The following is a 14,441-nucleotide window of genomic DNA, read 5'->3' as shown; positions in this document are numbered from 1 at the left end:
TTCACCCCGCCGGTGTCGCCACAATTCCGTCGATCAACACCCGCAGCGACCAGCGCGCGCGAGCCGCATCGTCTTCGGACGGCTCGGCGTGGCGCGCGGCGGTGACGGCATCGGTCGCGCCACGATCGGCCACGGCGGCCACGAGATGCAGATACAGCAGGTCGACGGCCCACGCGCCGGTGCGCGAATCCACCCCGGCCTCGGCGAGCAGCGCTCGCATCCGGTCGAGCAGCCGCGACCGCACGGTCTCGGTGGGAGCCGATCCGAGGGCTACCAGCGCCAGACCCTGATGGCGCCCGATCGCGACCATGGCATCTTCGATCAGCGTGACGAGCCGCGCACGCCAGTCCTCGCCATCGGGTTCGGGCACCGCGTCGATCACGTCGTCGAGCATGGCGACCATCAGATCGTCGCGATTGGCGACGTAGACGTATAAAGACGCCGCGCCGGTGTCGAGTTCCTGGGCGACTCGCCGCATGGTCAGCGCCGCCGCGCCGTCGGTGTCGAGAATGCGCAACCCCGTCTCGACGATCACCGCGCGGCTGAGCGGCGCCTTGGCGGGTCTGGTCCTGCGGCTGACCGGCGCGGCGCTCATAGTCGCTCACCGGCTCGGGCCGCGGTGGCATCGGGGCTCGTGGATCGCTCACTGCACAGTGCCATGGCCCGAGAGTACGCAGATGCGAACGTCGTTTGACACGAACCGCGTTCGACGGGTCCGCGCGCTCGCACCCCGGCGACTCACAGGTCGGGCGGTCGACGCCGCACTATGCTGGACGCCGACCATGCGCGGGAAGGAGGCCGAGTGCCAACGAGCCCCTCGACCGTCGGCATCGCGCCGGGTGACGGCCTGATCGCGCGCTTCGGCGCGGTCGTGGTCTATCTCGCGGGCGAAACCGCCTCCACCGAACGCATTCTCGGCGCCATCGAGGCCGTCGCCGACACCGACCATCCCGGCGCGGCGATCGCGCAGCGGCTGGCCGCCGTCGTCTTCGCGGGCGGCTCCGAACCACCGCCGTTCGGCGTGCTCGCCCCCACCTCCGACGGCACCGTCATCCTCCTGCGCGGTCCGGTGATCGCCGAGATCCGCGGCGCGGAGGGCGTCCGCCGAATTTCGGGGGCGCGCGCGTTCACCTGGGTCGACGAGATCGTGCGCGAACCGGTGCGCAGCATCGCCATCGGCGCCGACACCGGCGCCGAACTGACCGTGCACCCACGCACCGACCTGCGCGCGGGCGTGGTCCCCGGCGGCGGATTCGAATACCGGGTGGCGCGCCGGTCGGTGAAGTCGAGCCGCGTGCGCACCGAGGAACCGCAGGCGACGAGCGCGGACCCGCCCGAGTCGACGCAGACCGCACCCGCCGGATTCGAGATGCTCGAGGAGTACGCCGAACCCGCGCCGCGCGCCGCCGAGCACGCTCCCACCGGCCACACTCCCGCCGCGCATCGCGCGACCGCCGAGTTGGAACGCGCGCCGACCGAACGCTCCGGTCCGCCGCGCACCGCCGCCAGACCCGCCCATCCGCGTCGGATCTCCGAGGACGACGCGGTCGGCACCAAGGCCATGTCCCAGCCCTGGTCGTACACCCCCGCCTCCGCGCATTCCATCCCCCTGCACAAGGACGTGCCGCCCGACGAGTCCCGAACCCGCCCGGCCCGCCCGAACACCTCCGGCGACGGTTCCAGCGCACCCGGCGCCCTCGTCCACGAGGACACCGCATACCCCTTGGACCGTCCGTATGTGATCGGGCGCGCGCCTACCGGCGACGAATCGGTCCGCAATGCCGTCGCCACCCCGCTCGAGGTGCCGCGCGACCGCCACGTCTCCCGAATCCACGCCTTCGTCACGGTGGAACGCGGCAAGGTCTACGTCCGCGACGCAGGCACCCCCGCGGGCACCTACATCGCCGCGCCCGGCGCGGATTCCTGGACCCGCATCGGCACCGCGACCACCGAACTCGCGCCGGGCTGGAGCATCCGCATCGGGGAGAAGGTCCTGATCACCTATCGCGGCACGGCCCCGCCCTCGTGACCGCTCACGAACACGTCCCCATGCCCACTCGCGACCGCATCCCACGACCACTCGCGGCCTCGTCCCCATAACCGCTCGCGACACCGTCCTCGTGACCGCTCACGGTCGCGCTCCCATCACCACTCGCGACCGCGTCCCCACGACCACCCGCGACCGCGTCCCCACGACCACCTGCGGCCTCGTCCCCGTCACCACTCGCGACCCCGTCCCATGACCACTCGCAGTCGCGTCCTGTGACACGCGACACCGTCGCCGCCGAGCGCGCGGGCATACGATGCGAGATCACGCGCCGGACTCGCGGTGCGCCCGCCGGGTTGAGAGGACACTGGGGTTATGCATCGCAACGGGCCGACCCGCGACATCGATGAATCCGCGCTGAGCGTCACCGCCCCGAAACAGCGGGCCGCGGGCGTCACCGCGGTGGCCGTCGCGTTGAAGCGCTCCGTCGAGGAGATGGGCGTGGTACGCACCGCGCGCACCATGGCCCGGCTCAACCAGGTGCACGGCTTCGACTGTCCCGGCTGCGCGTGGCCCGAACCCAGCGGCCACCGCCGCCCCGCCGAATTCTGCGAGAACGGAGCGAAGGCGGTCGCCGAAGAGGCGACGCTGCGCACCGTCACCCCCGAATTCTTCGCCGAACACTCGGTGGCGGAGCTGGCGACCCGGTCGGGCTACTGGCTCGGACAGCAGGGCCGCCTCACCCACCCGATGGTGTTGCGGCCCGGCGCCACCCACTACACCCCGATCGCGTGGGACGACGCCTACCGCCTGATCGCCGACGAACTGCGCGGACTCGACACCCCCGATCGCGCGCTCTTCTACACCTCGGGCCGCACCGCCAACGAGACCGCCTTCCTCTACCAGCTGCTCGTGCGTTCCTACGGCACCAACAACCTGCCCGATTGCAGCAATATGTGCCACGAGTCCTCGGGCACCGCGCTCACCGGGTCCATCGGCATCGGCAAGGGTTCGGTGACGATCGACGATTTCGCCGCCGCCGACCTGATCATCGTGGCGGGCCAGAACCCCGGCACCAACCATCCGCGCATGCTCAGCGCGCTGGCCGGCGCCAAGGCCGCGGGCGCGCGCGTCGTCGCGGTGAATCCGCTCCCGGAGACCGGACTGCTCGGTTTCCGCGACCCCCAGACCGTCAAGGGCCTCACCACCGGCGTCGACATCGCCGACGACTTCCTCCAGATCCGCCTCGGCGGCGACATGGCGCTGTTCCGCGGCCTCGGCAAGCTGCTGTTCGAGGCCGAGGACCGCGCCCCCGGCACCGTCGTCGACCGTGACTTCGTCGACAACCACTGCGCGGGCTCGGCCGACTACGAGACGCAGACCCGCGCGGTCGACATGGACACGGTGATCGAGGCGACGGGCCTGTCGCGCACCGAGATCGAACGCACCGCCGACCTGTTCGCCGCCGCCGACCGCATCATCATCTGCTGGGCCATGGGCCTGACCCAGCAGCGGCACGGCGTCGCCACCATCGAAGAGGCCACCAACCTGCTGCTGCTGCGCGGCATGATCGGCAAGCCCGGCGCGGGCGTGTGCCCGGTGCGCGGACATTCGAACGTGCAGGGCGACCGCACCATGGGCATCTGGGAACGGATGCCGGACTCTTTCCTCGACGCCATCGACCGCGAATTCGGCATCTCGAGCCCGCGCACCCACGGCCACGACACCGTGGCGGCCATCCGCGCCATGCGCGACGGCGACGCCTCGGTATTCGTCGGCATGGGCGGCAATTTCGTGTCCGCCACCCCCGACACCGAGGTCACCGAGGCGGCGTTGCGGAGCTGCGCGCTCACCGTGCAGATCTCCACCAAACTCAACCGCAGCCACGTCGTGCACGGGCGAACCGCACTCATTCTGCCGACCCTGGGACGCACCGACAAGGACATCAGAGCCGGTGTGCGCCAACAGGTATCGGTGGAGGACTCGATGTCGATGGTGCATCTGTCCACCGGCCGACTAGACCCGGTGAGCGAGGAGTTGCGCAGCGAGGTCGCGATCGTCTGCGAACTCGCGCTCGCGCTGTTCGGTCCCGACCACCAGGTCCCGTGGGCCCGCTTCCGCGACGACTACGACACCATCCGCGACGCCATCGCCGCCGTGGTCCCCGGCTGCGCCGACTACAACCGGCGGGTGCGCGAACGCAACGGATTCGTGCTGCCGCACCCGCCGCGCGACGCCCGCGAATTCCGAACCGGCACGGGCAAGGCGAATTTCGCACTGAACGAACTGAGCTGGGTGCCGGTGCCGCCGGGTCGGCTGATCCTGCAGAGTCTGCGCAGCCACGACCAGTACAACACCACCATCTACGGCCTCGACGACCGCTACCGCGGCGTGCACGGCGGTCGCCGGGTGATCCTGATGAATGTCGCCGACATCGCCGAACTCGGTTACGCCGACGGCGATCTGGTCGACATCGTGTCGGAGTGGACCGACGGGGTGGCGCGCCGGGTCCAGGGTTTCCGCGTGGTCGCCTACCCGACGCCGCGCGGCAACGCCGCCGCCTACTACCCCGAGACCAACCCTCTCGTCCCTCTCGATCACGTTGCCGCACGGTCCAATACACCCGTCTCCAAGGCGGTGACGATCCGCCTGGAACCACATACGCACACCGCGGCCGAGCCACTTGCGAACACAGCGGCCGAACCGCAGGCGCACACCACCGCCGAACCGACCACGACGGCACCGCACACGGACACCACGGACCAACCCGGCACGCACACAACGGTCGAACCGCAGCGGAACACGGCGACCGCACCGGACACGGCGGCGACCTCGTGACCGGGCGAGCACCGCGATGAGCCGGGTGACCGCGCGCCGACCAACCGTGCGCATCTCCGCACACGGCGAGATCAGCCGACCCGACACCCTCGCCGTGGAGGAACCCCTCGAAATCCGGCTGGACGGACGCTCACTCACGGTGACCATGCGCACCCCCGGCGCCGATATCGACCTCGTGCACGGATTCCTGTTGAGCGAGAACATCATCGGCGCCGCCGACGATATCGTCAGCGCCCGGTACTGCGCGGGCGTCGACGCCGAAGGACGCAACACCTACAACGTGCTCGACATCGCCCTGCGGGTCCCCGCCGCGCCGCGCCCGCGCGCCTTCCTGACCACCGGCGCCTGCGGCCTGTGCGGCAAGACCGCACTCGACGAAGTACGCACCAGAACCCGCTACCCGCTCCCCGAGGACGGCCCACGCGTCAGCGCCGCCGCCCTGTCGGGCATGCCCGACACCCTGCGCGCCCGCCAGTCGGTCTTCGACGCCACCGGCGGACTGCACGCCGCGGGCCTGTTCACCCCGGACGGCACGGCGCTCGCGGTACGCGAGGACATCGGCCGACACAACGCCGTGGACAAGGTGATCGGCTGGGCACTGCGCGAAAACCGCATCCCCGCATCCGATCTCGTCCTCATCGTCAGCGGCCGAGCCTCCTTCGAACTGGTCCAGAAGGCCGTGATGGCAGGCATCCCCGCCCTCGGCGCCGTCTCGGCCCCCAGCTCCCTCGCCGTCGATCTCGCACAGGAGGCAGGCGCAACCCTGATCGGCTTCCTACGCGGCGACACCATGAACGTCTACGCGGGCACGCACCGCGTGACCGTCACCGAACCCGCAACCGCCAACCACGGCTGACCACCCGGTTCCGCCCGCGACCGACTGGATTCGCGCCCGCTCTCCGAGCCGCCGCGCTCGCGCCCCCTTCGGCGCACTCCCGACCCCGGAATCCTGATTTCGGCGCGTGCACCGAGCCACCGACCCATTGCACCCGGGTGAATCCGCGCACTACCGTGAACACACCGGTCCATCCATCGGCGCGGGAACGGAGCGAACCATGCGATTGTCGCTGGAAGGCGATTCGGGCGGCGTCCGGGTCCGCATGCGATTGGACCAGCACCGGCGGCGTTGGCTCGCGGTCCGAATCATATTGGGAATTCTGGCGTTCCAGGGCATCGCGATCGGCCTGTGGGCGGTGTTCGCGCCGCATTCCTGGTATACGAGTTTCCCCGGGCTCTTCGGCATGCACTGGGTCGGCCTCGACGGGCCGTTCAACCATCACTTGGCCGCCGATGTCGGCGCGTTCTTCCTCGCGCTGGGCGCGGTATCACTGTTCGCGCTGTTCCAGGGCGGCGGGGCAACGGCGCAAGCCGCGGGTGTCGGCTGGTCGGTGATGGCGCTGCCGCATCTGATCTACCATCTCGGGCATCGTCCCGCCGAGATGGGCACCGCGAGCTTCGTCCTGAGCCTGATCGCGGCGGCCGCACTGCTGGTGCTCGGCATCGCCCTGCTGATAGTCACGCCGCGCGGGCCGCGGGTCGCAGATCCCGACCCCCTCGAGTTCCGCTTCCCGCGCCGCAAGATCTCGCGTTAGGCCGCGAGCGAGGGATTCCAGCTCCATCCGCCGACGGCGGTGAGATGTTCGAGCGCGCGGCGCACGGCGGGGGCGCAGAGTTCCGCGTCGCGCGGCCCGAGCCACGCCATTTCCGCGATCTCCGCGGCGGGACCGGGTGTGCCGCGTCCCGCCGCCCGGAAGCAGTGCATGACCACGAGGGTGCCCGGGCGACCGTGGGCCGGAGCCGTGATGGTCACCTCGGGCGTGATGCCCTCCTCGTCGATGTCGACGCCGACTTCCTCGCGTACCTCGCGCACCAGCGCCGCGGCCAGGGTCTCCCCCGGCTCGGGTTTGCCGCCGGGTAGGTAGAAGGCATCGCGACCCTCGGTGCGGACCGCGAGCACCCTGCCGTTCTCGACACACATCCAAGCCACCGACGTGAGCGTGGGTTGCGCGGTGGCCCGTTGCGAGGTCATGGTCGCAAACGGTACCCGGCCCTCAGGCTTCCAGCGCTTCGAGCAGTGCGGCCCGCTGCCGGGCGCCGAGTCCGCCGATCCGCCGGTCTTCGGGAATCTCCGCCTGATCCATCAGCTTGGCGGCCTTCACGGGGCCGACACCGGGCAGGGCCTTGATGACGGCGGCGACTTTGGTCTTCTTGACCAGATCGTCGGACTCGGCCTTCTTCAGCAGATCCGCCACCGAAACCTTGCCCGCCTTCACCTTGCCGATCAGTTCGGAGCGCGCTTTGCGCACCGCGGCCGCTTTGGCCAACGCCTCGGTGCGTTGTTCGGCGGTCATCGTGGGCAGTGCCATGTCTCCTCCGCTTTCACTCGTCACTCGAACATCTGGTTGACCGGACCGAGTAAACAGCACCGCGCCGACAGCACCCGAACGACACACCGGGTGAAGGTAGCGATGAGTTTTCCGACGCCACGCCGTCATCACGTGAGCAGCGGTCGCCCGGAGCGGGCGAAACGGACGAAAGGCATCGGGCCATGGATTTATCGGTCACCCGTTTCCCACCATAGCCGGTGGCTGCGAAGTAGCCCATGTCCGGCCGATCGGTATTCGGCCCGTAACACGGCGGACCCGAGTTACGACAAGTATCAACAGAACGAGTCCTCCCGCGGGGGCAAGGGGTTCAACGGCGAACCCCGGGGGATCAACGGCGATCCCGCTGCCGGATCCGATTCGGATCCGCGGCCCCCGCGCGGTGGGCGAACCACGCACACCCGACCTGCCACACTGCTACGCTCCGAACTAGAACATGTTTCAATTCGTCAGGAGTTCGCGATGGCAGAGATCCGCGATGTCGTTGAGCAGTACGTCAAGCTGGTCGGAACGGGGCCGACGGAGGACATCGTGGCCCTGTACGCGCCGGACGCCGTCGTCGAGGATCCCATCGGCACCGAGCCGCGCCGCGGCCACGACGCCATCCGCGAGTTCTACGACGTCCTCGCCGACCTCGAACGCGAGACCGAACTGCGGCCCGACAGCGTGCGCATCGCGGGCAGGCACGCCGCGTTCATGTTCGTGCTCGTCACGAAGTTCGGCGATCAGCGCCTCACGATCAGCCCGATCGACGCCATGGAATTCGACGACGACGGCCGCATCACCAGCATGAAGGCGTACTGGGGTCAGGACGACATCGTCAGCGAAACCGCCTGACACAGCGACGTTTTCGACTATCTCGCGCGACTCAGGTGAGCACCGCTGCGGCGAGATCGGGAACCCGCTCGAAACCCGAGCCGACACCGGCGACCTCGAGCACCCGATCCACGCACCGCGGCCCGGTCACCAACCGCAAGGTCCGTCCGGCCTCGCCGAGCAGCGCGCACGCCTGCACCAGCACGTGCAGCCCGGCGACGCCGAAGAACAGCACCCTCGACAGGTCGACGACAACGATCGGCACACCGGAATCCACCGCGCCGAGCAGCGCGCCCCGCAGAATGTCGGCGGTGCAGACGTCGACCTCGCCCGCCACGGCGCACAGCGCCACGGTGTCGCTGGGAGCGGTGACCGAGACGTGAATCCGATCGGCGAGATCCGCGCGTGCGTCCGAATCGGTGAACTGAGTTGAGCTGAGGATCGACATGAGGACCCCGGTCCTGTCGAACGCGGAACCGGTGGACCGTATCCGCGAAGTATGGGGTGTTCCGGCGGTAGACGAATGCGGAACCGGGCTGGTCGCTCAACCCTCACCAATGGTTACCCATTCAAGGGTTCCCGCACACCTACCGATTTCGAGATACTCGTCACTCGGTGCACACGCGGCCCGGTCCGTCCACGAGGGGACGTACCGGGCCGAGAGGGATCGGAGGGCGGATCAGGCCGACTTGTCGCGGCGCTCCGTGCGCTGGGCCTTGCGCGGCACGATGGTCGGCAGCACGTTCTCGGTCACCGTATCGGCGTTCACGACCACCTTGGCGACATCGTCGCGGCTCGGGATGTCGTACATCACCGGAAGCAGGACTTCCTCCATGATGGCACGCAGACCGCGGGCGCCGGTGCCGCGCAGGATCGCCTGATCCGCGATGGCCTCCAGGGCGTCCTGGGTGAACTCGAGTTCGACCGCGTCCATCTCGAAAAGCCTGATGTACTGCTTGACCAGGGCGTTCTTCGGCTCGGACAGAATCTTGACCAGCGATTCCTTGTCCAGATTGGTGACCGAGGCCACCACGGGGAGACGGCCGATGAACTCGGGGATCAGACCGAATTTGATCAGATCCTCCGGCATGACCTCGGCGAAGTGATCGGTGGTGTCGATCTCGGCCTTCGAACGCACCTCAGCGCCGAAGCCGATGCCGCGGTGGCCGGTGCGGTCGGAGATGATCTTCTCCAGGCCCGCGAACGCGCCCGCCACGATGAACAACACGTTCGTGGTGTCGATCTGGATGAATTCCTGGTGCGGATGCTTGCGCCCGCCCTGCGGCGGCACACTCGCCTGGGTGCCCTCCAGGATCTTCAGCAGCGCCTGCTGCACGCCCTCGCCGGACACGTCGCGGGTGATCGAAGGGTTCTCGCTCTTGCGGGCGATCTTGTCGACCTCATCGATGTAGATGATGCCGGTCTCGGCGCGCTTCACGTCGTAGTCCGCAGCTTGGATGAGCTTGAGCAGGATGTTCTCCACATCCTCACCCACATAGCCCGCCTCGGTGAGCGCGGTGGCGTCGGCGATCGCGAACGGGACGTTGAGCATCTTGGCCAGCGTCTGCGCGAGATAGGTCTTGCCGCAGCCGGTGGGGCCGAGCATGAGGATGTTCGACTTGGTCAGTTCGACCGTCTCACCGCGGCTGTCGCGGCCCTTGTCACCGGCCTGGATACGCTTGTAGTGGTTGTAGACGGCCACGGCGAGCGTGCGCTTGGCGGTGTCCTGCCCGATGACGTAGTTCTCCAGGAAGTCGCGGATCTCGGCGGGCTTGGGCAGCTCATCGAGCTTGACCTCGCTCGACTCGGCCAGCTCCTCCTCGATGATCTCGTTGCATAGATCGATGCACTCGTCGCAGATGTACACCCCGGGTCCCGCAATGAGCTTCTTGACCTGCTTCTGGCTCTTTCCACAGAACGAGCACTTGAGCAGATCGCCGCCATCTCCGATGCGCGCCATCTCGTGGGTCCCTACTTCCTTGTCCGCGTGCAACCGTCCATCCAGGCCGCAGGCAATCCGCCGCACCCGGGTGTATTCACGAACACTTCGAGCTTGTCGGGCGGATCGAGCTACGCCGTCAACCGGGAGCAAAGGTTCCTGAGTCGACCGTACCCGGTGTGGTCGATGGAGGTCGACAACTCGAGCATGTTTCTCACCCGCGTTGTGCGAGTTCTCACCACGAAGCAACGTTCCATGGTGAGAGGTTGGTTCGGAAGTCCGGCCTTCGGCGCGTCGTGCGGGCCGCGCGACGTGCTGTCCGGCCGGATCTCCCTGACATCAAGCAATTTAGAAGTTTCCGACGCATTTCGCGAACGGAATCGCTACTTACTTCTGCGCGCTCAGTTTGCGGTAACCGAACACCTGATCGATGATGCCGTATTCCTTGGCCTCCTCGGCCGTCAGAATCTTGTCGCGATCGGTGTCCTTGCGCACGTCGTCGGCGCTCTTGCCGGTGTGGCTGGCCAACGTGCTCTCCATGAGCCTGCGCATGCGCTCGATCTCGGCCGCCTGGATCTCCAGATCCGACACCTGGCCCTGGATACCCGACAACGCGGGCTGGTGGATCAGCACGCGCGCGTTCGGCAGGCAGGCGCGCTTGCCCGGCGCACCGGCGGCCAGCAGGATCGCGGCGGCGGACGCGGCCTGGCCGAGGCAGACCGTGACCACGTCGGCGCGGACGTACTGCATGGTGTCGTAGATCGCCATCAGCGCGGTGAACGAGCCACCGGGCGAGTTGATGTACATGGTGATGTCGCGATCGGGATCCTGCGACTCCAGCACGAGCAGCTGCGCCATGATGTCGTTGGCGGAGATGTCGTCGACCTGGTTGCCGAGGAAGATGATGCGCTCCTCGAACAGCTTGTTGTACGGGTCGGACGTCTTGACGCCGTAGGTGGTCTGCTCGGTGAACTGCGGCAGGATGTAGCGCGAGTGCGGGCCGAGCGGCGCCGCGCCGGCGAGGCCGGCTCCTTGGTCGATCGGATTGACCATCTTCGTCTCCAAAGTCTATGTGGGTGAACGGTTTCGCGCGCGATCGGCGGAACGGGCCGAACCGGCTAGCTACCGGTGCCGTTCGCCTGGTTCGCGTGGCTCACCACGTGGTCGATGAAGCCGTATTCCAGCGCCTGCGGCGCGGTGAACCAGCGGTCGCGATCGGCGTCGGCGGTGACCTGCTCGACGGATTTGCCCGTGTGCAGCGCCTGGAGCTCGTTCAGCTCACGCTTGGTGTGGGCGAACTGCTCGGCCATGATCGCGATGTCGGCCGCCGAACCGCCGATGCCCGCCGATGGCTGGTGCATCATGATCCTGGCGTGCGGCAGCGCGTAACGCTTTCCCTTGGTGCCCGCGGTCAGCAGGAACTGCCCCATCGAGGCCGCCAGACCCATGCCGACGGTGCGGATGTCGCACTCCGCGAACTGCATGGTGTCGTAGATGGCCATGCCCGCGGTCACCGAACCGCCGGGCGAGTTGATGTAGAGCGAGATGTCGCGGGTCGGATCCTCCGCCGTCAGCAACAGGATCTGGGCGCACAGCTTGTTGGCGATGTCGTCGTCGACCTGGGTGCCGAGGAAGATGATGCGCTCACGCAGCAGGCGCTCGTAGACCGAATCACTGAGGTTGAGGCCAGCAGTGGGGGAACTCATGACGACCCCTGCCTTGTTCATTGTCACGGATACCTGCCTTCTCTTCTCACCGGCTCGTCGTTGCAAGCTTCTAGCTCTACAGCATTGAAAGCTACACAGCGGCGACACGCTGTCGGGCGCACCACGGGCGTTCGCCTCACAGCCTGACTCTCGCTGTCACAAACAGTAACGAAGCAGGGCGGCGCCGAACTCCCGGCACCGCCCTTCTTCGCTCACAGCGCAAATTCACTCGAACGCACTCGCGCTGCGTGCGAGGACGCGCTTCGCCGGCCGATCGCCGACGGCGTCCTCGCTGGGAAATCCCTCGAATCCCGCGGCGGCGCGATCACTGCGCGGCGTCGGCCTCGTCGGCTTGCGCCTCGATCACGACGTCGTCGGCGGCCTCGACATCGGCGGACTCGGAATCGTCCTTACCGCCGAACATCTCGGTGGTGTCGACGACCGCACCCGTGGAGTCGGTGACCTTGACCTGCCCGACCACACCGGCCAGCGCCTTGCCGCGGCGCACGTCGGCGAAGATCGCGCCGAGCTGGCCCGCCTGCTGCACCTGCTGGATGAACTGCTCGGGCGCCATCCCGTAGCGCTGCGACTGGAACAGGATGCGCTCGGTCAGTTCCTCCTGCCCGACCTGGGTGTTCTCCGCCTCGGCGACCGCGTCCAGCAGCAGCTGGGTCTTGACCGACTTCTCGGCGGACTCCTTGGTGTCCTTGTCGAACTCCTCGCGGCTGCTGCCCTGCGCCTCGAGCGCCTCGGCGAGCTTGGCCTCGTCGTGGTCGAATCCGTGCACGGCGTCGTGGGTGACGGCGTCGATCTCGGCCTGCACCACGGCCTCGGGCAGCGGCACCTCGACCTGCTCGAGCAGGGTCTCGAGCACCTTGTCGCGGATCGAGCCCGCCTGCTCGACCTTCTTGACCCGCTCGACGCGGCCCTTCAGGTCTTCCTTCAGCTCGTCGAGGGTGTCGAACTCCGAAGCCAGCTGGGCGAATTCGTCGTCGGCCTCGGGCAGCTCGCGCTCTTTGACGTTCTGCACGGTGACCGTGATGACCGCGTCCTTGCCCGCGTGCTCACCGGCCACGAGCTCGGAGGTGAACTCCTTGGACTCACCCGCCGACAGGCCGACCAGCGCCTCGTCCAGACCGGCGATGAGCTGACCCGAACCCACCTCGTGCGACAGGCCAGTGGTGGACGCCTCGCGAACCTCTTCGCCGTCGACGGTCGCGGACAGGTCGATGGAGACGAAGTCGCCGTCCTGCACGGCGCGCTCGACGCCGGTCAGCGTGCCGAAGCGCTGCCGCAGCGACTGGAGCTGGGCGTCGATATCGGAGTCCTCGATGGTGAAGGCGTCGACGGTGACCTCGATGCCGCCGAAGTCCGGCAGCGTGATCTCCGGGCGCACGTCGACCTCGGCGGTGAACGCCAGCTCCTGGCCGTCCTCGATCTTGGTGATCTCGATCTCGGGCTGGCCGATGACCTTCACCTCGGAGGTGGTGACAGCCTCGCTGTAGCGACCGGGCAGCGCGTCGTTGACGACCTGCTCGAGGATCGCGCCGCGGCCGAGACGGGCTTCGAGGAGCCTGGCGGGCGCCTTTCCGGGGCGGAAGCCCGGAATGCGGACCTGCTGCGCGAGCGCCTTGTAGGCGCGGTCGAAGTCCGGCTTCAGTTCCTCGAAGGGCACCTCGACATTGATCCTGACCCTTGTCGGGCTCAGCTGCTCGACGGTGCTCTTCACGGACATGCTCCTTGTTCGTCGTTCGGTTCGGTGTTCGTGCTGGTCATCGGTGTTGTCGCCGATCGCGGGGCGAGGCGAGACGCCGCTACGTGCCGACCGGGCGGCGGGCGCCGTCGCTCACGACCGGCCCGCACACCCTGATGTACGCATCCCGACCAGGGTAGTTGAACGGTTCCGCGGCCCCGCAATCGGACGGGTGCTGACCGCCGTCAGTTCCCGATCGCGACCGTGTCGGTCACGAAGACCAGCGTCTCGTTCGGCTTGATGCCGTTGCCGCCTTTGCCGTAGCCGAGTTCGGGCGGGATGATCAGCAGGCGGCGGGTGCCCTGCTGCACACCATCGAGTCCCTGCTCCCAGCCGGGGATGACCTGTCCGGCGCCGAGGGTCAGCGGGAAGGGCTTGCCGCGATCGAAGGAACTGTCCAGCTTCTTCCCGTCCGACCAGGTGACCAGCGAATAGTTCATGGTCAGCTGCTGTCCGGCCGCCGCGCCCGGCCCGCTTCCCGCGACCAGGTCCTTCGACACGAGCTGCTTGGGCGGATCACAGTTGTCGGGCAACTTGATCTGCGGGTTCGCCCCGAAGCCGCCGGTCACCTTGATGTCATCGGCGGTGCATTCGCGCCCGTGCGTCTTGGTCGGCGCGCCGACACCGGCGCTCGCGCTCGCGGCAGGCTTGGCGCTCGAGCCCGCCGCCGACCCCGAATCGTCGTCCGAACCGCACGCGCCGAGCGTGAACGCGGCCGTGAGAAGGGCGACGACTCCGATGAACCTGCCGAGTTTTCGCATGCGGCGCACCTTAGGCCACCGACACCCGCCGCCCCCAACCCGCCCCGCACCCGCTCGGTTGAAATAGCGGAACACGCTGTCGGCTGCCGAGTCCGCCCACGACGTATGCCGCGACACTGCGCCGCACGGCCGCGGCATACACACGACGATTGCCGAACACGTCGCGGGCGCGATCGAGTCCCGCGCCGGACCGCTCGCCGCTCGGTAGGCTTGGCCCCGCATTCTCCATTCGATGTCGGTCGCGGCCATGGTCGATC

At 68.2% G+C, this 14,441-nt stretch carries 14 protein-coding genes; 5 read left to right on the top strand and 9 right to left on the bottom strand.

Features of this window, described 5'->3' with window-relative positions; genetic code table 11:
* Position 1: 1 nt before the first annotated feature.
* Positions 2–595: a TetR/AcrR family transcriptional regulator gene (locus IT779_RS12600; RefSeq protein ID WP_196149441.1), complete on the bottom strand. Its 594-nt coding sequence runs from the start codon at positions 593–595 to the stop codon at positions 2–4.
* A 207-nt stretch (positions 596–802) separates the two neighbouring features.
* On the opposite strand from IT779_RS12600, the gene IT779_RS38775 reads away from it, so the two are divergent.
* The 4 genes from IT779_RS38775 to IT779_RS12580 all read left to right on the top strand — a co-directional run bounded on the left by IT779_RS38775 (position 803) and on the right by IT779_RS12580 (position 6,417).
* Positions 803–2,029, top strand: a complete 1,227-nt coding sequence (locus tag IT779_RS38775; RefSeq protein ID WP_196149440.1) for an FHA domain-containing protein — start codon at positions 803–805, stop codon at positions 2,027–2,029.
* A gap of 333 nt (positions 2,030–2,362) precedes the next feature.
* Positions 2,363–4,825 (top strand): FdhF/YdeP family oxidoreductase, encoded by a 2,463-nt coding sequence (locus IT779_RS12590; RefSeq protein ID WP_196149439.1) that lies wholly within the window; start codon positions 2,363–2,365, stop codon positions 4,823–4,825.
* 16 nt (positions 4,826–4,841) lie between these two features.
* Complete coding sequence (gene fdhD, locus IT779_RS12585) at positions 4,842–5,681, top strand: formate dehydrogenase accessory sulfurtransferase FdhD (RefSeq protein ID WP_196149438.1); 840 nt, start codon at positions 4,842–4,844, stop codon at positions 5,679–5,681.
* 199 nt (positions 5,682–5,880) lie between these two features.
* The gene (locus IT779_RS12580; protein ID WP_232541669.1) at positions 5,881–6,417 is read left to right on the top strand and encodes a hypothetical protein; all 537 of its coding nucleotides are present in this window, start codon (positions 5,881–5,883) and stop codon (positions 6,415–6,417) included.
* On the opposite strand, the gene IT779_RS12575 is transcribed toward IT779_RS12580, so the two are convergent.
* Positions 6,414–6,854, bottom strand: coding sequence for an NUDIX hydrolase (locus tag IT779_RS12575; protein WP_196149437.1), 441 nt, complete (start codon positions 6,852–6,854; stop codon positions 6,414–6,416). The two genes, IT779_RS12580 and IT779_RS12575, sit on opposite strands and share 4 nt — an antisense overlap.
* Positions 6,855–6,876: 22 nt before the next feature.
* Positions 6,877–7,191, bottom strand: coding sequence for an integration host factor, actinobacterial type (gene mihF, locus IT779_RS12570; protein WP_196149436.1), 315 nt, complete (start codon positions 7,189–7,191; stop codon positions 6,877–6,879).
* A 480-nt stretch (positions 7,192–7,671) separates the two neighbouring features.
* Here mihF and IT779_RS12565 point away from each other — a divergent pair, with 480 nt between their 5' ends.
* Positions 7,672–8,046, top strand: a complete 375-nt coding sequence (locus IT779_RS12565; protein WP_196149435.1) for a nuclear transport factor 2 family protein — start codon at positions 7,672–7,674, stop codon at positions 8,044–8,046.
* A 31-nt stretch (positions 8,047–8,077) separates the two neighbouring features.
* On the opposite strand, the gene IT779_RS12560 is transcribed toward IT779_RS12565, so the two are convergent.
* The 6 genes from IT779_RS12560 to IT779_RS12535 form a co-directional block, all read right to left on the bottom strand.
* Positions 8,078–8,473: an STAS domain-containing protein gene (locus tag IT779_RS12560; protein ID WP_196149434.1), complete on the bottom strand. Its 396-nt coding sequence runs from the start codon at positions 8,471–8,473 to the stop codon at positions 8,078–8,080.
* Between the two features lie 231 nt (positions 8,474–8,704).
* A complete protein-coding gene (gene clpX, locus IT779_RS12555; RefSeq protein WP_196149433.1) occupies positions 8,705–9,985 on the bottom strand; it encodes an ATP-dependent Clp protease ATP-binding subunit ClpX in 1,281 nt (426 codons plus the stop codon).
* A gap of 366 nt (positions 9,986–10,351) precedes the next feature.
* Positions 10,352–11,017 (bottom strand): ATP-dependent Clp protease proteolytic subunit, encoded by a 666-nt coding sequence (locus tag IT779_RS12550; protein ID WP_196149432.1) that lies wholly within the window; start codon positions 11,015–11,017, stop codon positions 10,352–10,354.
* A 65-nt stretch (positions 11,018–11,082) separates the two neighbouring features.
* A complete protein-coding gene (locus IT779_RS12545; RefSeq protein WP_196149669.1) occupies positions 11,083–11,670 on the bottom strand; it encodes an ATP-dependent Clp protease proteolytic subunit in 588 nt (195 codons plus the stop codon).
* A gap of 325 nt (positions 11,671–11,995) precedes the next feature.
* Complete coding sequence (gene tig, locus IT779_RS12540) at positions 11,996–13,405, bottom strand: trigger factor (protein ID WP_196149431.1); 1,410 nt, start codon at positions 13,403–13,405, stop codon at positions 11,996–11,998.
* Positions 13,406–13,608: 203 nt separating this feature from the next.
* Positions 13,609–14,184 carry an FKBP-type peptidyl-prolyl cis-trans isomerase gene (locus IT779_RS12535; protein ID WP_196149430.1) on the bottom strand — a complete coding sequence of 192 codons (576 nt, stop codon included), beginning with the start codon at positions 14,182–14,184 and terminating at the stop codon, positions 13,609–13,611.
* Positions 14,185–14,441 lie beyond the last annotated feature (257 nt).

Origin of the sequence: Nocardia bovistercoris (assembly GCF_015674855.1) — a bacterium.
In the GTDB taxonomy this organism is placed as follows: Bacteria; Actinomycetota; Actinomycetes; order Mycobacteriales; family Mycobacteriaceae; genus Nocardia; species Nocardia bovistercoris.
This window is presented reverse-complemented; position numbering and strand designations above follow the sequence as displayed.